This is a genomic window from Wenyingzhuangia heitensis, assembly GCF_011762155.1.
Taxonomy (GTDB): Bacteria; Bacteroidota; Bacteroidia; order Flavobacteriales; family Flavobacteriaceae; genus Wenyingzhuangia; species Wenyingzhuangia heitensis.
Genome location: NZ_JAASQL010000005.1, coordinates 133,011 through 153,306, shown reverse-complemented (window position 1 = coordinate 153,306; position 20,296 = coordinate 133,011). Strand labels below are relative to the sequence as shown.

21 protein-coding genes are annotated in these 20,296 nt (G+C 30.6%); 8 read left to right on the top strand and 13 right to left on the bottom strand.

The features are described from left to right. The first annotated feature begins 57 nt into the window (after window positions 1-57). A complete protein-coding gene (locus tag FHR24_RS13940; protein ID WP_167190203.1) occupies window positions 58-405 on the top strand; it encodes a hypothetical protein in 348 nt (115 codons plus the stop codon). Window positions 406-458: 53 nt separating this feature from the next. On the opposite strand, the gene ettA is transcribed toward FHR24_RS13940, so the two are convergent. The 5 genes from ettA to FHR24_RS13915 form a co-directional block, all read right to left on the bottom strand. Beyond that, window positions 459-2,150 (bottom strand): energy-dependent translational throttle protein EttA, encoded by a 1,692-nt coding sequence (gene ettA / locus FHR24_RS13935; RefSeq protein ID WP_167190199.1) that lies wholly within the window; start codon window positions 2,148-2,150, stop codon window positions 459-461. A 670-nt stretch (window positions 2,151-2,820) separates the two neighbouring features. Beyond that, a complete protein-coding gene (locus FHR24_RS13930) occupies window positions 2,821-3,627 on the bottom strand; it encodes a mechanosensitive ion channel family protein (RefSeq protein ID WP_167190196.1) in 807 nt (268 codons plus the stop codon). A gap of 1 nt (window position 3,628) precedes the next feature. Continuing rightward, window positions 3,629-3,799, bottom strand: a complete 171-nt coding sequence (locus FHR24_RS13925) for a hypothetical protein (RefSeq protein ID WP_167190193.1) — start codon at window positions 3,797-3,799, stop codon at window positions 3,629-3,631. Between the two features lie 4 nt (window positions 3,800-3,803). Next, entirely contained in the window at window positions 3,804-4,343 is a 540-nt protein-coding gene (locus FHR24_RS13920; protein WP_208412364.1) for an RNA polymerase sigma factor, read from the bottom strand. A 91-nt stretch (window positions 4,344-4,434) separates the two neighbouring features. Next, complete coding sequence (locus tag FHR24_RS13915) at window positions 4,435-6,363, bottom strand: right-handed parallel beta-helix repeat-containing protein (protein ID WP_167190189.1); 1,929 nt, start codon at window positions 6,361-6,363, stop codon at window positions 4,435-4,437. Window positions 6,364-6,500: 137 nt separating this feature from the next. Here FHR24_RS13915 and FHR24_RS13910 point away from each other — a divergent pair, with 137 nt between their 5' ends. After that, on the top strand, window positions 6,501-7,232 hold the full coding sequence (locus FHR24_RS13910) for a hypothetical protein (RefSeq protein ID WP_167190186.1): 732 nt from the start codon (window positions 6,501-6,503) through the stop codon (window positions 7,230-7,232). A gap of 94 nt (window positions 7,233-7,326) precedes the next feature. On the opposite strand, the gene FHR24_RS13905 is transcribed toward FHR24_RS13910, so the two are convergent. The 3 genes from FHR24_RS13905 to FHR24_RS13895 are packed head-to-tail and all read right to left on the bottom strand — an operon-like array spanning window position 7,327 to window position 9,174. Continuing rightward, window positions 7,327-8,187, bottom strand: a complete 861-nt coding sequence (locus FHR24_RS13905; protein ID WP_167190183.1) for a pirin family protein — start codon at window positions 8,185-8,187, stop codon at window positions 7,327-7,329. Window positions 8,188-8,190: 3 nt separating this feature from the next. Continuing rightward, the gene (locus tag FHR24_RS13900) at window positions 8,191-8,631 is read right to left on the bottom strand and encodes a MarR family winged helix-turn-helix transcriptional regulator (RefSeq protein WP_167190180.1); all 441 of its coding nucleotides are present in this window, start codon (window positions 8,629-8,631) and stop codon (window positions 8,191-8,193) included. Between the two features lie 12 nt (window positions 8,632-8,643). Beyond that, entirely contained in the window at window positions 8,644-9,174 is a 531-nt protein-coding gene (locus FHR24_RS13895) for an NADPH-dependent FMN reductase (protein WP_167190177.1), read from the bottom strand. A gap of 161 nt (window positions 9,175-9,335) precedes the next feature. On the opposite strand from FHR24_RS13895, the gene FHR24_RS13890 reads away from it, so the two are divergent. The 6 genes from FHR24_RS13890 to FHR24_RS13865 all read left to right on the top strand — a co-directional run bounded on the left by FHR24_RS13890 (window position 9,336) and on the right by FHR24_RS13865 (window position 13,579). After that, window positions 9,336-10,964, top strand: a complete 1,629-nt coding sequence (locus FHR24_RS13890; RefSeq protein ID WP_167190174.1) for an acyl-CoA carboxylase subunit beta — start codon at window positions 9,336-9,338, stop codon at window positions 10,962-10,964. 64 nt (window positions 10,965-11,028) lie between these two features. Next, a complete protein-coding gene (locus FHR24_RS13885) occupies window positions 11,029-11,742 on the top strand; it encodes a YebC/PmpR family DNA-binding transcriptional regulator (RefSeq protein ID WP_167190171.1) in 714 nt (237 codons plus the stop codon). Window positions 11,743-11,805: 63 nt separating this feature from the next. Further along, window positions 11,806-12,093, top strand: coding sequence for a hypothetical protein (locus tag FHR24_RS13880; RefSeq protein WP_167190168.1), 288 nt, complete (start codon window positions 11,806-11,808; stop codon window positions 12,091-12,093). Between the two features lies 1 nt (window position 12,094). Then, the gene (locus FHR24_RS13875; protein WP_167190166.1) at window positions 12,095-12,877 is read left to right on the top strand and encodes a DNA/RNA non-specific endonuclease; all 783 of its coding nucleotides are present in this window, start codon (window positions 12,095-12,097) and stop codon (window positions 12,875-12,877) included. Between the two features lie 15 nt (window positions 12,878-12,892). After that, window positions 12,893-13,228: a hypothetical protein gene (locus FHR24_RS13870; RefSeq protein WP_167190163.1), complete on the top strand. Its 336-nt coding sequence runs from the start codon at window positions 12,893-12,895 to the stop codon at window positions 13,226-13,228. Between the two features lie 18 nt (window positions 13,229-13,246). Then, window positions 13,247-13,579: a hypothetical protein gene (locus FHR24_RS13865; protein WP_167190160.1), complete on the top strand. Its 333-nt coding sequence runs from the start codon at window positions 13,247-13,249 to the stop codon at window positions 13,577-13,579. Window positions 13,580-13,641: 62 nt separating this feature from the next. Here FHR24_RS13865 and FHR24_RS13860 read toward each other — a convergent pair whose 3' ends face one another. The 5 genes from FHR24_RS13860 to FHR24_RS13840 form a co-directional block, all read right to left on the bottom strand. Beyond that, window positions 13,642-16,056 (bottom strand): outer membrane beta-barrel family protein, encoded by a 2,415-nt coding sequence (locus tag FHR24_RS13860; protein WP_167190157.1) that lies wholly within the window; start codon window positions 16,054-16,056, stop codon window positions 13,642-13,644. After that, on the bottom strand, window positions 16,057-17,100 hold the full coding sequence (locus FHR24_RS13855; protein WP_167190154.1) for an AMP-binding protein: 1,044 nt from the start codon (window positions 17,098-17,100) through the stop codon (window positions 16,057-16,059). Further along, the gene (locus FHR24_RS13850; RefSeq protein WP_167190151.1) at window positions 17,087-18,031 is read right to left on the bottom strand and encodes a GSCFA domain-containing protein; all 945 of its coding nucleotides are present in this window, start codon (window positions 18,029-18,031) and stop codon (window positions 17,087-17,089) included. The genes FHR24_RS13855 and FHR24_RS13850 overlap by 14 nt, the downstream gene beginning before the upstream one ends. Before the next feature lie 107 nt (window positions 18,032-18,138). Next, window positions 18,139-18,408 (bottom strand): helix-turn-helix domain-containing protein, encoded by a 270-nt coding sequence (locus tag FHR24_RS15680; RefSeq protein ID WP_243846557.1) that lies wholly within the window; start codon window positions 18,406-18,408, stop codon window positions 18,139-18,141. A gap of 942 nt (window positions 18,409-19,350) precedes the next feature. Beyond that, complete coding sequence (locus tag FHR24_RS13840) at window positions 19,351-20,193, bottom strand: LysR family transcriptional regulator (RefSeq protein ID WP_167190145.1); 843 nt, start codon at window positions 20,191-20,193, stop codon at window positions 19,351-19,353. Window positions 20,194-20,296 lie beyond the last annotated feature (103 nt).

Below are 20,296 nucleotides of genomic sequence, written 5' to 3'. Positions count from 1 at the left end.
CTTAATAATGTCATTTAGTTTTATTACTTTTGTTGAACCTAAAGACAAAAATAAATTATGGCATCTAAAACATTATTAATCAAATTATTCACAATTGTATTAGGATATTCTTCTTCTGTTTTTGCACAAGAAATTACCCCATCTTTAAATAGTTTTGTTGAAAAAAAAAGAAATTATAATAAAAACAGCAAAAATGGAGTAAGTGTTTTATTATATAATGGCCAAGAAGACAAAGCCAGACAAATTTACGAAGAGTTTAAAGGAGAATACAAAGGCATTTCTATTAAACTTACTTATGTAAGCCCCGATTGGAAAGTATTAACCCCTGCTTATAGCTCTACTATAGAGGCTGAAAGAATTGCTATTATTATTAGAGAAAAATACCCAAACGCAAAGATTTTATAAAATGAAAAAGGCTTTATCAAACTAATGATAAAGCCTTTTTTGTTTTATTGATGTTATCTTATCAATTTTTTATATTTAATTCGTTTTGGAACTCCATCTCCACCTAAACGTTTGATTTTATTCTCTTCATACTCAGAGAAAGATCCTTCAAAGAAGTAAACCTGAGAATCCCCTTCAAAAGCTAATATATGAGTACAGATTCTATCTAAAAACCATCTATCATGCGATATAACCACTCCACACCCTGCAAAGTTTTCTAAACCTTCTTCTAAGGCTCTTAGTGTATTTACATCTAAATCGTTGGTAGGTTCATCTAACAACAATACGTTTCCTTCTTCTTTTAAAGTCATCGCTAAATGCAAACGGTTACGTTCACCTCCAGACAGTGTTGATACTTTTTTATTTTGCTCAGATCCACTAAAGTTAAAACGAGATAAATAAGCTCTAGAGTTGACCATTTTACCCCCCATCAGGATTAATTCTTGTCCATCAGAAAAGTTTTGCCAAATAGATTTTTCAGGATCAATATCGGAATGGTTTTGATCCACATAAGCAATCTTAGCAGTATCTCCAACAACAAACTCCCCATTGTCTGGAATTTGTTCTCCCATAATCATTCTAAAAATAGTAGACTTACCAGCTCCGTTTGGCCCAATAATCCCTACAATTCCATTTTGTGGTAAGTTAAATTCTAAATTATCATATAGCAATTTATCCCCAAACGCTTTGGCTACATTTTTAGCTTCAATTACATTGGTTCCCAAACGAGGTCCGTTAGGAATGTATATTTCTAATTTTTCTTCGACCTGTTTTTGGTCTTGATTCATTAACTTATCGTAGTTTTTTAAACGAGCTTTAGATTTTGCTTGACGTCCTTTAGCTCCTTGTTTTACCCACTCTAACTCTCTTGCTAATGTTTTTTGACGTTTAGAAGCTGTTTTTTCTTCTTTAGCTAAACGTTGTCCTTTTTGATCTAACCAAGATGAATAGTTTCCTTTCCAAGGAATCCCCTCTCCTCTATCTAATTCTAAAATCCAACCCGCTACATTGTCTAAGAAATATCTATCGTGCGTAATTGCAATTACAGTTCCTTTATACTGTGCTAAGTGATGTTCTAACCAATGTACGGATTCAGCATCTAAATGGTTGGTAGGTTCATCTAACAGCAATACATCTGGTTCTTGTAATAACAATCTACACAAAGCAACTCTTCTTCTTTCTCCTCCAGATAAGTTTTTAATTGGTGTATCTCCCTCTGGTGTACGTAAAGCATCCATCGCAATTTCTAGCTTAGTATCTAACTCCCAAGCATTAGAAGCATCTATTTGGTCCTGTAACTCAGCCTGACGAGCCATTAGTTTGTCCATTTTATCGGCATCAGAATACACTTCTTCCAAACCAAACATGTCGTTTATTTTGTTGTACTCTTCTAAAATAGCAACTGTTTCAGCAGCTCCCTCTTTAACAATATCCATTACGGTTTTATCGTCATCTAACTGAGGCTCTTGTTCTAAATACCCTACAGAATATCCATCTAGAAAAGTAATATCTCCTTGATAATTTTTTTCTACTCCTGCTATAATCTTCATCAAAGTAGATTTACCAGAACCGTTTAATCCTAAGATTCCGATTTTAGCTCCGTAAAAAAAACTTAAATGAATATTTTTTAATACTTGTTTTCCTGTAGATTGGTAAGTTTTACTCAATCCAGACATGGAAAAAATTACTTTTTTATCGTCTGACATGTTATTCTATTTATTTTAAAAGTCAAAAATAGTTCTTTTTTATAGAGCAAACAATCATATTAAAATCTCTGCTTGTTAATTCTTTAAAACTTACTTTACTAAAGTAAAAAAAGCCTTCTTGTGAAAGAAGGCTTTACAAAAATAGACTACCCCCATAGTCTATTTTATATAACTATACAGTAATTAAACAAATGATTGAAAAAATACCCTACTTGAATTATTTACTATTTTCTAAATTTAATTAGAGTTCAATAATAAACTACAATATTTAAAAATACAAGGTTATTGTTTTTAACTAATTTACATGATATCAAAGCTTAATATCCTATTTAATTTGTTAGATATCTTATTTAGCTTAGCCCCCTCTAGGTATGTTATCATGTTTTCTGACTCCAACAAAAACAATTCATATTAATTAAACACCTATTTTCTTAGAGCTGGAAAGTCTATATCTAAAGTGGGTCTACTATGTATAACCTTATTTTAGGATGCGATAATAAATAAAAAAGCCTTCTTGTGAAAGAAGGCTTTACAAAAATAGACTACCCCCATAGTCTATTTTAATTATTACTATACTAATGAATAAACATGCGATTAATAAATTACCCTAATTTAATTAATTATTATATTCACTACTATTATGACACTGAAATATTAGATAGGTCACATTTTATTTTAAAATTTTTATATTATTTTCTGATATAAATTTGATAGGATATACAATTGTCTCAGAATCAGACTTAACAAGCACATAAATACTGTCTATAGATTCTACGACTCCTACAAAACCATTAACATCTACTTTATCTCCTACAGACAACGATTTTTTAGTATAAAAACCTAACAATAGTCTTGTAACAACATCTTTGGAGCCTAGCCCAAAAGACAGTGTAAAAGTGACCAATACTGATCCAAAAATTAATGTAATATTACTTGTTATAATTGCTGTATTGACCCCTAATTGCTCTAAAGATGTAACCGAAACAAAAATTACGATTACGTAAAAGACAATAGTTGCTACAATATTAGCCACTCCTTCTCCTAAAGATTTCATAACTGTTCTTATGGTTGTTCTCACTAAACTGGCTAAATAAACACCTATTATAAAGATTACGACAGCTCCAAATACTTTAGGCAATACACTAATCACGTTAGAAATTCCATTAGAAACCACTTCTAATTGTAACAACTCTGCCCCAATAATGATAAATATTAAAATAACAAACCACTTTACTATAGGAAGACAAAATTTAACAAGATCTACTTGTATTTTTTTCTTACCAAAAGCTTCTGATTCATTTAGTTTTTCAATAACCTTGTCTGGATTTATTTTTCTTAAAATTTTTTCGACAACGTATAATGTTAGTTTTAAAACGATAAAAGCAATTATTAAAAATCCAACTATTTTACCCGCACCAATTAAGAAATTAAGCATTACACTATAAAACTCTCCCATTTTTCCTGACTCAAAATTCATTTTATTGTTTTTTCTTTTTAAATATAGTTGATAGTATCTGTGGTTGTTTTACTAAAAAAAGATCGGCCAAATCTAAAGATAGTTTTAGCGCATCTATATTTCCCAACACTTTTTTCCTTAGCTCTGGAGAAGGTTGTTGATTTTCTTGTATTTCTTTAAAAGGATTACTCATAACATTACAAGATTTTAGAGGTTTCTAAAGCTTTTTTCTTAGCTCTATTTAAGCGCATTTTCACAGCACTTTCTCCTATTGTTAAAAGAGTAGATAATTCTTTAATAGACATATCATCCTGATATTTCATTAACAATATCATTTTATCTTCAGGATCAATTTTATCAAGAATTACAACTAATTTTTCTGCTTTAATTTCAAAAATCAAAGCATCATCTATATCTTCTACATCTGCATAAGAAGTTTCTAACTGATCGCAAACTTTTTCGTTTTGATTGTATTTATCTCTCTGAATATAATTTATGCAAAAATTATAGGTATAGGAGTATAACCAAGTAGAAAACTTAGATTCGCCTTTAAATGTTTTTATTTTCACAAATAATTGAACAAATAGATCATGTGTTAAATCTTCGGCTACTTCTTTAGATTTTACAAAAGACAGGCATTTATTGTACACAACAGAACTGTATCTATCGTACAAAACAGCAAACAATTGTGTGTTATTGTTTTTTACCAGTTCTTCTATTAATTCATTATCTGTCAACCAAATATTCTTTTAGTCGGCAAATGTAGGGTTTAGAATAAACTTTAACCTTTTTTTATTTATTTATTCCGACGATAAAAAGCTAAAGACCTTAATTTTTATAGATTTTTATAGATTTTGCAACTCCAGATACATCCGTAAAAACAATACTATACATTCCGTTTTGTAAATTTCCCATAAAAAAAGAACCATTTTTTACAACTCCATTAGTTATAGTTCCTGTTAAAATATTAGTTGCTGTATATGTAGATTCATCATATGTACTTGGCACATAAATATACTCGCTTGTTGGATTTGGAAACACCGTTAAATCCTCAAAAAAACTAATTGCTTTATCTGTAAATTGTTGTTCTTGCATTTGATAAGCTCCTACATCAATTGTATTATTAACCACTCTATCTCTTGTGTCTAAATCTAGACCAGTAGAGGTGTAATCTCCAAAAACAGGGTTTTGATAAGATTCTTGAATCATTTCTCCAAAACCTACAACGGGTGATATAGCATTTACATGGAAATCTAAATTAAGACTCCCTGTGTTAGAATTTACAAAATATGGATTTGAGAAAATTGCATGTTGATTATGACCTGTTGCTGTTGTAAAACTTATCAAATCATTATAGTCTAAAAACTCCCCTTGACCATTTGTTTTAGCATTTATACTAATTAGAACAGAACTATCATTATTAAAATCTGTGGTATAAAAAATATTATGATCAAAATTAAGATGAGAAGTTGTTAGCTTGTAACTCATAGAAAACAATCTTTTATGATGCCCTCCTGCATAAAATATATTGTTTTTAATGATGGAGTTTCTTAAGTAGCTAATCAGCATTTGTCCGTTGTAAAAATCTTGAATATTGTTACTGTTATTTGCTATTGTATTGTTTACTATGGCAACATTAGTTACCAGACCAGAGTATGCTTCTTGATCTAGATCTAAGGGTATTCCATTATTTGCATTGTAATAATTAAAACCACCAACATCAATTCCTGCATTTTTATTTTCGTACACCAAATTATTTCTAACAAGAATGTCTGAAGCAGATTTTCCTATTTTTTCACAACCTACAGAAATTCCAAAATCATTATTATGTACTGTATTATTTTCGACAACTATTTTCTTAGCCCCATCTACATATATTCCTGCTCCATGAATCCCGTTTTCTGATACATTATTACAAACTAAATTTCCTTTTATAACACCATTATTAGCCTGACTATTGTGAGTATACTCTTCTATAGGTACACCACAATTGTTTTGCCAACCTTGTTCACATGCATTGTAATGCCCCGATATATCTATTCCAATATTAGAGTTATTACGTACCTCGTTATTCTCAATCAAAAAATTAGTTACATTTCCTTTTATAACTAAGGTTTCACTCCATCCTGTTTTGTTGTTGTAAAGTTTATTGTTTAAAATTTTAATATTACTGGTACTGTCTGTATAGTCAGAACCTAAAATTTGTAATGCTGTGGCTGTTCTTAGAAACAAATTTCCATATTGATCATATTCATGTGGAGGAATCCCTAAACCAACTTCATTAATTGCTTTAGTCGTAACTGCATATTTTATTCCCAATATCTCGTTTCCTTCAATCAACATATTGTCACTGTTTTCTACAATTAGCCCCAAAGAATGATTTGCGTGTATATTTTGAAGTTTTAACTTTGATATGGTTACATGTTTACAAGCTACAATTCTTACAAGTGCACCATTTACATTGTAAACATAATTCTCTGGAATTTGACTACCATCAATAATTGTTTGATCATTTTCCGCTGTAAAAATCACATTTTCTTTTCCCCACAATACAATCCCTTCTGATAAATAATGAGTTCCGCTTTTTACAACAACAGTGGCATCGCTCCAAACAACATCCATTACATCTTTAAAAGAAGTATATGGATTTAAATACGTACCATCAGAAACAATATTTGTTCCATTAGTATCTACATAAAATGTTTGTGCCTGTACAACAAAGACACAAAACATCATTAAAAATGTAATTTTTTTCATAGCAATAATTTCTATTAAAGTTACAAAAATCTACCTGAGTTAATAGCACATATACGACAATAAAAAACACATATATTCTCTTTACCACTGCTTTATATCTCTAGTTTTGCCCTACAAAACATAAAAAACTATATATTATGATTAAAAATTTACTTAAAAAATTAACACTAGGAGCTGCTTTAATAGTAACACCTTTAACTTTTGGACAAATTGGTATTCAACTTACTTCTTCAGCTTCTGAAATTTCAACTGTAGACGGAACCCTAGACTCACCTATTGTATTTACCGTTTCTGGAATACCTGAAACACTTACAGGAGACATACAAGGAGCTAATATCCGTATATATCCAAATGGCGATACTACAGGAGGTGGTAATATTAGTAGTTTCCAAACTAATGCATTAAGATTAACTAATGATGAAGGAACTGGTGATGTTGTTACTACTGTAACTGCTCCATCTGGTGGTACATTTACAAAAACATATACTGTAAATAAATTGCCTTTAGGTGATGGAATTACAGCTGGTACAACTTATATAATTGCTCTTAGGTATGTAAAAGCTAAATCAGTAAACATGTTAACATCTGATGATACAGCTCCAAATTTAACAGCTGAAACAAATGGTAATCATATTATTTATAATGTAAGTACAGTTACTGGAGCTACAACTTTAAGCTCTACAACTTCTAAAATTGAAGGTGCTTCTGTAACTTCTCTAAACGGAGTAATTTCTGTTGAAGGTGCAAACTTAGATGCTGTGTACTCTATTACAGGACAACAAGTAGCTACTCAAGGTTTAGCTTCTGGAGTTTACATTGTTAAAATTTCTAAAGGAAATAAACAAGATGCTGTAAAAGTTATCTTATAAAACAAACTATAACTAAACTTATATATCTAGCTGATATACAAGAAAACCTTCTGAAGTTTCAGAGGGTTTTGTGTTTTCTAACTATTACTAAACATCAATCCAATTTCCCCATCAATCCTTCTTGAAAATCAACAAACGCTTGTCTTGTTTCTGTTCTAGAATTCATTACAAAAGGACCTTCCATTACTACGGGTTCATCTATAGGTTCTCCAGACAATACCAATAATTTAGAAGTTTCTTTTGACTTTACTGTAAATCCATCTCCATTATTATAAAAAGTTGCAAGTGCAGTAGCTCCATATGTTAGCGTTTCAGAATTATTTACAACAACTTCTCCTTTGATTAAATAAAGTAATGCATCTTGATTTTTAGGAATTTCTATTGCCGCTTCTCCATTTGTTTCTAAATCTAACCAAAAGGCATTTACGGGAGTTTGCGTTTTTATGACTCCTAATTTTCCTTTTTGTTCTCCTGCAATAATAGTTAACTTCCCTTTATCTAGTAGAATAGATTCCATTTGTTCAACATTGGCTTGCTGATAATTGGGTTCCATCATTTTTTTACTTCTTGGTAAGTTTAACCAAAGCTGAATTCCTTCTAATTCTCCTCCTTTTTCTATAAACTCTTTTGTTGGACCTTCGGCATGTAAAATTCCTTTACCAGATGTTATCCATTGTACTCCGCCACTTTTAATGGTTTGTATATTTCCTAAAGAATCTCTGTGCTTTTGTTCTCCCTGAATTAGAAACGTAATCGGCTCAAACCCTCTATGTGGATGTGCTCCTAAATCAAAAGGATTACTCTCTTTGCTAATAGCATAAGGTCCATAATGATGTAATAACAAAAAAGGATCTGCCCTTAATATTTTCTGACTAGGAATTGGCTGTCTTAATTCAATTGGTCCCATCATTATAAATGGAGAATTACTTGTGTTTTTTATGCTATTATTTTCCATTTTTTAATCTCTAATTTTATCTAACAAACTATTTAACAACACCAATTCATCCTTCGTTAAATATTGCATTCTAGTGGGCATTTCTTTAAAAACTATTTTAGATAACAACTTTAATCCTTTGGGGGTTATAGAAACATAAACAGCTCTTCTATCTTCTTCACATCTCACTCTTTCTATTAGTTCTTTATCACAAAGTTTATCAGTAAGACGAGTTGTGTTGGGAGATTTTTCTATCATTCTTTTTTTTACCAATTTCATAGGTATTGGCTTTTTAGCCCCTCTTAATATTCTAAGAATATTGTATTGGGCAATAGAAATTTGGTGCGGTTCTAATTCTTTATTATTTAGTGTTGTTATATAGTTTGCAGTATATTTTAAATTCAACATTGCTTTTACAAACTCAGAATCAAATGTGGCATTTACCTCTTTAGAAAACTCTCCCATAACATTTGTACTTTATAATTTTGCTTGAAACTCTTTTACAATTGTATCTAACTCTGCATCTAACTCTTTGTTTGTTATTTTACCATTCATAAAATTATTTCCAAAAGAAGGCAAAGAAAAACTTCCAGTCACAATAGCTCCGTGGTAAGGCATTCTTGCAGATGCAATATCTAAAACAGACTGACCTCCTCTTGCTCCAGGTGATGTTGCTGTTAAAATCATTGGTTTATCATCCCACATTTTTGGATTGATTCTAGACACCCAATCAAAAATATTTTTAAAAGCAGATGAATAAGCTCCGTTGTGCTCTGCAAAAGAGATTACAAAACCATCGGCCAAGCTTAAAACATTGTTAAACGATTTTGCTAATTCTGGAATTCCAGAAACTCCTTCTTTATCTACTCCATAAACAGGCATTTCAAAATCATTTAAATCTATTTCCTCAATCAACACATCTTCTAGTTTAGTGGCCACATAATTTGCCAACTGTTTGTTTATAGAAACTTTACTATTACTAGCTCCAAATACTACTATTGTTTTCATTTTTGATGATTTTATTTATGAAACAAATATATAAATATTATTCATTTATTTACCAAGGTAAATAAAAACAGGGTTAACAAATTGAAGATATCATATTAATCAATGGTTAAGGTTTAAAAATGTCTTTGTTTTTGTACATTTGACACTGCTAAAAACAGAAAATGGATATCAAATTCAATAAAAACGAAGACCACAACAAACTGGCCTTATCAGATTTAAAATCAAGGTTTGCTAAAGTTGCTGTAGGTGGGGGTTTAAAAAGAATAAAAAAATTACACTTAAAAGGTAAACTTACTGCTAGAGAAAGAATTGATTATTTATTTGACAATAAAACAAAATCTATAGAGATTGGAGCTTTTGTAGGTGATGAAATGTACCAAGAACACGGTGGTTGTCCTTCTGGTGGTGTTATTGTAAAATTAGGATACGTTAGTGGCAAACAATGTATTGTAGTAGCTAATGATGCTACTGTAAAAGCAGGAGCTTGGTTTCCTATTACAGCAAAAAAGAATTTAAGAGCGCAAGAAATTGCCATGGAAAATAGAATTCCAATTATCTATTTGGTAGATAGTGCTGGGGTATATTTACCTATGCAAGATGAAATTTTTCCTGACAAAGAACATTTTGGTAGAATTTTTAGAAACAATGCCAAAATGAGCAGCATGGGAATTACTCAAATATCTGCCGTTATGGGTAGTTGTGTTGCCGGTGGTGCCTACTTACCTATTATGAGTGATGAAGCTTTGATTGTTGACAAAACAGGAAGTATTTTTTTAGCAGGTAGTTATTTGGTTAAAGCTGCTATTGGAGAAAGTATAGACAATGAAACCTTAGGGGGAGCCACTACACATTGTGAAATCTCTGGAGTTACAGATTACAAGTCTAAAGACGATAAGGATTGTTTAGACACCATTAAAAACATTGTTGATAAAATTGGAGATGACACCAAAGCTGGTTACAATAAAAAAGAAGCTTTGCCTCCAAAAGAAAACCCCGAAGATATTTACGGAATTTTACCTAAATCTCGTTCTGAGCAGTATGATATGAATGAAATCATCAATCGTTTGGTAGATGATTCTAACTTTGAACCTTATAAAGACGGTTATGGAGAAAGTATTATTTGTGGATACGCTCGTATAGAAGGTTGGGCAGTTGGTATAGTTGCCAATCAACGTAAAGTAATTAAAAATAAAAAAGGAGAAATGCAGTTTGGTGGTGTTATTTATTCTGACTCTGCAGACAAAGCTACTCGTTTTATTGCCAACTGTAATCAGAAAAAAATTCCATTGGTATTTTTACAAGACGTTACTGGTTTTATGGTAGGTAGTAAAAGTGAACATGGCGGAATTATAAAAGATGGTGCTAAATTAGTAAATGCTGTTTCTAACTCTGTAGTTCCAAAATTTACCGTAGTGATAGGGAATTCTTACGGAGCAGGAAACTATGCCATGTGCGGTAAAGCTTTTGATCCTAGATTAATTTTTGCTTGGCCATCTGCTAGATTAGCAGTAATGGGGGGGGCACAAGCAGCAAAAGTATTAGCACAAATAGAGGAGGCAACTTTACAACGCAAAGGAGAAGAAATTACTCCAGAACGTCATGCTGAAATTTTAAAAAGTATTGAAGATAGATACGACAAGCAAACATCTCCTTATTATGCTGCTTCGCGTTTGTGGACAGATGCTGTGATAGATCCTTTAGAAACTAGAACGTGGATTGGTATGGGAATAGAAGCTGCCAATCATGCCCCTATAGAAACTCCTTTTAACCTTGGAGTCATTCAAGTTTGATAAAACTTGTAACAGAATAGAAAAAACAATAATTTTACGACACTTTATATAATATTACATAGAAATGGGTAGAGCATTTGAATTTAGAAAAGCAAGAAAAATGAAACGTTGGTCTGCAATGGCAAAAACGTTTACTAGAATTGGTAAAGATATTGTAATGGCAGTAAAAGAGGGAGGTCCAAATCCTGACTCTAACTCTAGACTTCGTGCTGTTATTCAAAATGCTAAGGCTGCCAATATGCCTAAAGACAATGTTGAAAGGGCCATTAAAAAAGCAACCGATAAAGATACAGCCAACTACAAAGAAACCTTGTTTGAAGGATATGCACCACATGGTGTTGCTGTTGTAGTAGAAACGGCTACCGATAATAACAATAGAACTGTGGCAAACGTACGTGCTGCATTTAACAAATGCAACGGAAACTTAGGTACTTCGGGTTCTGTAGTTTTTATGTTTGATCATACTTGTAACTTCCGAATTAATTCCGAAACCAAAGAAATTGATTTAGAAGAGTTAGAATTAGATTTGATGGATTTTGAAGTTGAAGAAGTTTTTCAAGATGAAGACGGAATTTTAATTTACGGTCCTTTTACACAGTTTGGTGCTATTCAATCTTATTTAGAAGAAAATGAATTAGAAATTTTATCTTCTGGATTTGAAAGAATTCCCACAACTACTACAGAGCTAAATGAAGAACAACAAGCAGATGTAGAAAAGTTATTAGAAAAATTAGAAGAAGATGATGATGTACAAAACGTATATCACTCAATGGCATAATTAGCAATTTTTAAAATGTTAAAAAACCCTCTACCTTTGTAGAGGGTTTTAATTTTATAAAAAATGACAGTACAACAATTTAGAGAACAATATATTATTGGTTTTGGATATGAAAAAAACTCTAAAACTAAAAGATTCCGTTTAATGGTTTTAGACAGAGACTCTATGCAAGTAATAAATGAAGTTTTAGAAAACGAAAACAATACTTGTTTTAAACAATTTTTAGAAGGAAAAGACCTAAACAAAGCTATTTTAAAATTTAAAATGGATTCTTTAGAAGAAGTCTTACAGCTACACAATGTAGAGGGTATCAACTTATCAGAAAACGAGATTAATAAATATTTTGAGTAAAATGAAAAAGCAATATATCTATTTACTTTTATTACTTTTTGTTTTAGGAGCCTGTACTATTTTACTAAAACAAGATCCAGCTATTGCACAAAACAATACAAATAATAATTACGATACGCTTGCTTTTAATTTTACAACCTATCAACCTAGCTCCCAAAACCAAGTAGCTAACAAAACCTATTATTCATTAGATTATAATGAAGAACACGAACAAGCTAACTGGGTCTATTATTTATTGACTTCGGAATTTGTAAATGGAACGGCAAAACGCAAAGACAATTTTAAAGCAGATAAAACTATTACAACAGAATCTGCCAATCTAAGTGATTATAAAAAAAGTGGTTATGACAGAGGCCACTTATGTCCTGCTGCCGATATGAAATTAAACGAGCAAGCCATGTCTGAAACTTTTCTCTTATCAAACATGTCACCTCAGCTACCCAGTTTTAACAGGGGAGAATGGAAACGTTTAGAAAGTCAGGTTAGAAAATGGGCTATAGAAGAAGATTCTATTATTGTAATTACAGGGCCTGTTTTTAAAAACAACATCGCACAAATTGGAAAAAACAAGGTAACAGTTCCTGGTGCCTACTACAAAGTAATTTATGATTTGACTAAACCACAAAAAATGACTGCTTTTATAATGCCACATACCAAAGAAATTAAAACCTTTACCAACTATCAAACAACGGTAAATAAAGTAGAACAAGAAACAGGTATAGATTTCTTTGCAATCTTGCCAGATGAACTAGAAGAAAACTTAGAAGCCAACAGTAGTTGGTAAATAAATATAGATATTTTGAGCAATCACGAACACCACAACCACGAGCACGAACATCATGATGATGAGGATAGTGTTATGACAATAGAAGAGTACCACAAAGCAAACATGATGTTGTTTAACATTAAAGACCTTAGAACCACAGATACAGTGTTATGTACTTTAACCTCTATTGACAGAATGAGTTTTTTACCTAATGGCATAGAACATCACGAATGTAAAAAAGTAGAATTAACAGAACATTTTACAGAAGTTGTAAAAAGAAACTTAATTTTAGCTTTCTTTGACAAAATAGAAATAGAAGAATTTGATGTTTTGGATGTAAACACCAACATTGATTTCTTATTTGAATAATCCCAAAACTTTAATTTTATGGACATAAAAGAATTTAACCAAAAGTATATTTTAAATTATACGGTAAATGAATCTCATCCAGAGAATATTGAATTTACTTTAGAAACCATTAACAGAAAAACATTACAACCCACTTTAGAGTTTAAAAGATTAAAATCTGAAACTCCTGTAGAATGGTTGTCAGACAAAATTGGAGAAGAAATATTAGCTGGTAGAAGTCCAGCCAAGTTTCAAACTAGTTTTTACGACAACGTAAAACGTAAGTTGATAAACACCTTAATTATTAAAAATAGAATTAAAGGTTTTGATGCTTTAGACATCAATGTAAGTATTGATTTCTTATTAAGATAATTTTCATAAAAAAAGCCTTCACAATTGTGAAGGCTTTTTAGTTCTATAAATTTTATACAGACTTAAAAATAATACTTAAGCCCCATTCTAATTACTTGTGTTTCGTAATAGTTTTCATACAAAGCCGTAAAACCATTTGCTTTAATTTTTTGTCTTAACGCATATTGATTTAAAATATCGCTTACCGCAAAAGAAAGCTCTCCTTTTCCTTTCCAAATTTTCTTTTTGGCTCCAAAATCTAAAGAGCTTCTGTATAACTGACGACCTTGTGCTATATTTTTTGGAGCTAAATACACATAACTTAACTGTAATTGTAAATCATTCTTTAAACTCCAAGTAGAATTTATTTTAGCATCCCAAGTAATTTCGTTTCTATCTTCTACATTAAAAGTTTGTTCTGTAGGGAATAGTATGGTTCCTACAAATCCATTAATATTATTTTGATACACATTTACGTTTCCAGACAATTTCCAAAAATCCAACAATTCCTGATCATAAATTAGCTCTAAACCTGCATTGGTAGCACTACCTGTGTTGGCATAACTTTTAATAACTACAGGAACTCCATCATTATCTGCAGCACCATATACTCTCATATAAGGATTGTCTATATACTTATAATAAGCAGCTACAAACAAAGAACTTTTGTTCCAACGTGTTCTATACGCTATTTCTCCAGATTGTGTAAACTGAGGTCTTAAATAGGGATTTCCAACTTTTAATAATTCATGATCATCAGACTTTGCAAACATTCTTAACTCTGGTTCTCCTGGTCTGTCTATTCTTCTGTTATAAAATAAAGACACTTTTTGTTTAGAAGTTAGTTTATATGTCCATCTTATGTTAGGAAACAATTCAAAATAATCATAAGCATCTTGTTTTTTTGCAAAATAAGCATTGTTTTCATCCACATCATACACCACAGACGTTTGCTCTGCTCTTACTCCTCCTTCAATATCGTAGGTTGGAGTTTCGTAAATTAAATTGGCATATGCTGCATAAATAGTTTCTTGCCAATTAGAGTTGTTCCCCATATTGTCATAAACAATAGAATTTCCATTAGCATCTGGAGTTACTGTATATTCAACAGGTAAATCTCTGTGTTGTACTTTTACTCCTGTTTCCAATTTTCCACTTCCAAAAGGATTGGTATAATCTACATTTCCAACATAAATATGCTCTGTAGCCAAAATATTGGTAATATCTCTACTAGGTGTTGCGTTTAAACTATCGTTTACGTGATAGGTTTCATCTTCCCAGCCTTTTATGTATTGTATTCTTGCTTTTAAATTATGTCCTGGTTCTAAAAACTTATGTTCATAATCTGCCGCTACATTAAAATACCCCGTAATCTCTTCTTCTCTCCAATTGGTGTATCTATATCTGTTTCCTGTATTTAGATCAATGTAAGGAACTTGAGCAGTATCTGTGTGTTTTTCCCAATCGTAAATAGATGATATTTTTAATTTATTGTTTTCATCAATATTAAAATCTACTCCTCCTTTAACAATATAATGTACTTGTTTTCTATTTTCTGGAACCTGAGAAATGGTATTGGTTCCATTATCATAATTACGTGTAGTAAACTCGTTATTAGGTAATTTTTCTTGCAACAACACTTCTGATTGTAAAAAGAATGCTACTTTATTTTTTACATAATTTAAATCTAAACTAGGAATGTATTTAGGTGTAAAACTATAACTCCCTAATTGCGTTGGTAAATCCTTCTTCTTTTTTGACAAGACTCCTATTCCCTGTGTAAAACCAATAGATCCGTTTAACCCTTCTTTCTTTTCTTTTTTATAAATAATATTGATGGCACCCGCATTTCCAGAAGCATCATATTTAGCTGATGGATTGTTGATGATTTCAATTTTCTCAATATTAGTGGCCGGAATATTATCCAATCCTTTTTGATTTCCAAATCCTGTTAGACTAGATTGTTGTCCATCAATTAACACCAAAACTTTATCGCTTCCTCTTAACAACACCTTTCCTTCTTGATCTACAGAAATCCCCGGCATCCCTTTCATCACATCTAATACAGAACCACCTGATTGTGATATTACATTGTCTAAATCAAACGTTTTTTTCTCTAAACTTTTACTTGCTACAGCTTGTTGCGTTTTAATTTCTACGGCAGATAATTGGGCAATATCTTCTGTTAGCACAATGTTCCCCACGTTTATATAAGGATTAATTCCACCTACATATAATTTTTCTGTACGCTCTGTAAAACCTAAAGAAGTATAAATTAATTGATAGTTTCCTGGAGTTACATCTTCAAAAACAAACAATCCTTTTTCGTTAGAAAAACCTTGTTTTACTGTTTTAACATCTACACGTTGTAATGTTACCGTTACAAAAGGTATGGCTTTTTGTTGTGCTGTTTTTAAAGTTCCAGACACTAGTGTTTTCTGTTGAGAAAACATAGTAGTAATCATCAACAATAAAAATAGCTGAATGTAATTTTTCATTTAATTTAGTTTAGTTAACAGAGCTAATGTTTTTTGTCTCTGAATTTTGTTAGTTTTTGTTACCATAAACCTAGGGGTAAAATAAATATGTTTAGGCAACTCGTATTTAGATAGATTTATATTGTTAAGGTTTAAGTTGTAAGAATCTCCCTCTACAATTAATATTAATTTTTCGCCCAAAACTTCATCAGAAATTCCTGCTACAAAAAAGCGTTCTGTAATTATTTTAGACAATTCTTTTTCTATTTGCTCTGGATGTAATTTTACGCCACCAGAATTAATTACATTGTCATAACGACCTATCCATTCAAATTCTGTAGCAGAATGTACTTTGACAATATCGTTTGTAATTACTATTTCTTCGGATAATAAAGGAGCATCAATTACCAAGCAATCTCTATCATCTTGAGAAATTGTGATGTTTGGTAATAATTGGTAACTTCTCAACTCCGCTCGAAAACCATTCAATGGCTTAACAGCAACATGAGAAACGGTTTCTGTCATTCCGTAAGATGCATAACACAAGCTAGAAATATGTTGTAAAGATTCCTGTAATTCATTAGAAACGACTCCTCCTCCAATCAACAATTTTTTAACCAAATGCAAATCCCACAAACTAGCTTTTGCCTGCATAGGTACCATGGCACAAAAATCATAAACCTCAAAAGCATCTTCTAAAGGATTGCTAATAGGTTCAATTATGTCTAATTCCCAACCTAAAGTTAAGGCACGAATTACCATCATTTTTCCTGCAATATATTCGGTAGACAAACAACACAGCGCTTTAATTCCTGTTCCTAACTCAAAAAAAGTTCCTGTGGCTTTGGCAGAGTTTATCATAAACTCTTTTTTAATAGCTACTAATTTTGGAGTTCCTGTAGACCCTGATGTTTTTACAATTAAAGTTTCAGAGTCGGAAAACCATTCTTGTAAGAACCAATACAAATCGTCGGAAACACCTTCAGAAAATGAAATTAATTCTAACGGAGTTTCAAATGAGATTCCGTTTAACAAAAACGAGGGATGTATATTAAAATTTGACATTCAATTCTTTTTCTAATTGGGATTGTTTAACAGCTAACTTTTTTAAAAATTCTTGATATTCCATAGAGTTTGGCTGAAATGCCTTGTGTAATTTACTTTGCTGTATTGATGCAATTCTTTTAAAATAAAACTGGGCTTTTTCATCAATCCAAACCTTAGAAAATTGTTCCCAAATATAATTGATAGCAACTTCGTTGGGATGAATCATATCCGATTCATAAAATCGATAATCTCTTAAATCGTCCATCATTATTTCATAACTTCCAAAATAAGACACTCCATATTTTTCTTTTATAATATCTATTGCACTTAATAAATTAGCTTTACTTAAAGAGTTTTCTATCAAACCGTCTTTGGTATGTCTTACAGGACTTACAGTAAAAATAATTTGGGTTGATGGATTTACTTTTCTAATATTTTTAATACTCCTTTCTAAAGCAGCTTCTATTTCTAGAATTGATAATTTTCTTTTCTCGAATTCGGATTGCGGAATTTTATGACAATTAGCAACCAGCTGATTTGTTAGTACATGCCCATAAACCCAAGAAGTTCCTAACGTAATAATTACATGTGTAGCCATTTTTAATTGTGCTAAACAGGCTTTTTGTGCTTGGTTAATATTATCCAATACATTAATACTGTCTATTGCCGATAAATCTGAATGATGATGCAAAGAATGTAACAAGCCTCCCTGACTTATTAACTCATTTGCTTTATATTGTTTTTGAGAAACAGTATCTTCTAAAACTTTTGCTATAGCCGTAGAACTAAATAAAACTCCAAAAGGATTTACCAAAGTATTCAGTTTGTAATACGCTAATTTATTTCCTATGTTTTCTGAAAAACAAGACCCCAGCAACAAAACCTTAGAATTATGATTTATTAATTTTTCTTGTTGAGATGTTAATTTTATTTCTGTTCTAAACTTCAAAATAGATATTATTTAGTTTTTCTACTTGGTCATACAAAGAAAAAGGATTTTTATCTATTAGTCGTTTTAAATATGTCCAATCTAATTGTATTGGACATATTTAAACCTTATCTAATTAGTGTCTTTTTATACTCTGAAGGAGTTAAACCTTTAATTTTCTTAAAGGTAGAGTTAAAAGAAGATTTAGAACTAAAACCAACCTCCATTGCAATTGCCAGCAGTGTAAAATGATTGTTCTGATTATTTTTTAACCTAGAAATAAACTCATCTACCCTATATTGATTGATAAAATCTTGAAAACTAATATTCATATGAATATTTAAAATCTCAGAAATATATTGACGAGGAATATTTAGTTTTTTTGAAACTTGATCCATGGATAATTTATTATTCAAGTACAATTTTTCCGTTTCCATAATATGAATAATTTCAGTTTTATACTTCTTAATAAGTTCCGAGTTAAGTTTTGAGTTTTTGTATTTATTTACTTTTACTGATGGCAGTAATTGATTGTCTTTTGTTATTAATTTAAACGTTATAAAATAAAATAGAAAGGCTACAATTAATAAAAGACTAGTGTTGAAATATTGATTATTTATAAATAATTCTTTTGTAGGATCTAGCAATCCTATTATTTCATTTAATATTGAAAAGGTGAACAAAAGCATGATTGGTATTGCAAAATAAAGAGACCAATGCTTTCTTTTGGTTGTATTTATTATGTAAATTATCAAAAACAAATAAACAACAAAAGTTAGTTCAGTAAGTGTTTCTATTATTTCTATTGGTAAACAGTCATATCCCATTTTTATTTCAATCGACTCAATAATAAAGTAGATTAAACTTGGTATAAAAAAAAGGAAATCTCTTTTAAGAAACACTTCTTTGCCATTTTTATAGTACTTAACAAAAAGAAATAAAAACGTGATAAAAAGAGAACTATCAAAAAGAAACCAATCAGAGTTTTTTACAAAAATATTGTTCTCATCATCACAAACAATATAAAACAGAATAGAAAGGAGACTCCCAAACAATAACCAAAAAGTATTTTGTTTGTATTTTTTTCTATTAATTAACAAAACAGAAAGGACAAAAGCACCTTGTAATAAAGCTATTATTTGAATTATTATAAGCATTGTAGTATTCTTTTTATTTTAGACTCTTTAAATTTAAAACAAGACATAAAACTATTTGTTTTGTAATTCTACTTGATCATTCAAAGAAAAGGATTTTTATCTATTAGGCTTTTTAATACTATCCAATCTAATTGTATTAGACTAAATTAAACGTTATGTAATTGCTTACTTTCATTTATTTCTTCAAAAAATATTTTTGTCTTTAGAAAAACAATCTATCAATTCTGAAATTTTGGAATTTTCTAAACTTTTAGGAGCATAAGACAATCCTATTTCTCTAAAATTTGTTGGTCCATCATGTTTTTTCACTTTAAACCCTTCCCAATCCTTCACAAATAACTCAGGTAAAAATGTAATTCCAAGTCCAGACATAAGTAAGGTTAATACCTCATTTTTACTTTGGCAATTAGCTACTGAATTCCATTTAAGTCCAGAATTATTAAGTATTGATAGGCTTTGTTGATGTGCTTCACAAGGAGGGCAATGAATAAATGGTTCTCCACTTAAATCCTTTATCTCTATAAGATTTTTTTGAGCCAATGGATGATTCTCTGGAATGCAAAGCACATAATCTTCTTTTATAAGGGGTAAAAATAAATGTTCTTCAAACTTCCATTCTCTTATTAATAAATTTATATCACATTCATGACCAATTGGTCTAACATCCCATTCAACAGCACCTAACACTTGGGTGGCTTTCTTAAAAAAATCGTTCTTAAAATATTGAGGAAGACTATCTGCTATTCCAATAATTATTTTAGGTTTAAAGTTTTCATCTTTAAACATTTCAGGTATGGCATTTAACTCTCCTAATATTCTTTTTGCGATTGGATATAAATAATGTGCATCCTCTTTTATTTCTACACCTCTTTTATTTCTAATAAACAGTTCTTTTCCTATAACTACCTCTAATTGTTTTAACCCGTTTGATATATTTGGTTGCGAAACAAAACACTTTTCTGCAGCTCTAGTTAAGTTTTTCTCTTCGTAAACAGCAACAAAAAACCTTAGTAACCTCTCATCCATAATTAATTATTATAATAGATATTTAAAATTAGTATTTTAACATTATAAATATACAATATACCTTTGTAGTAACTTTTAAGAACGAGGTATAATTATCATTTAA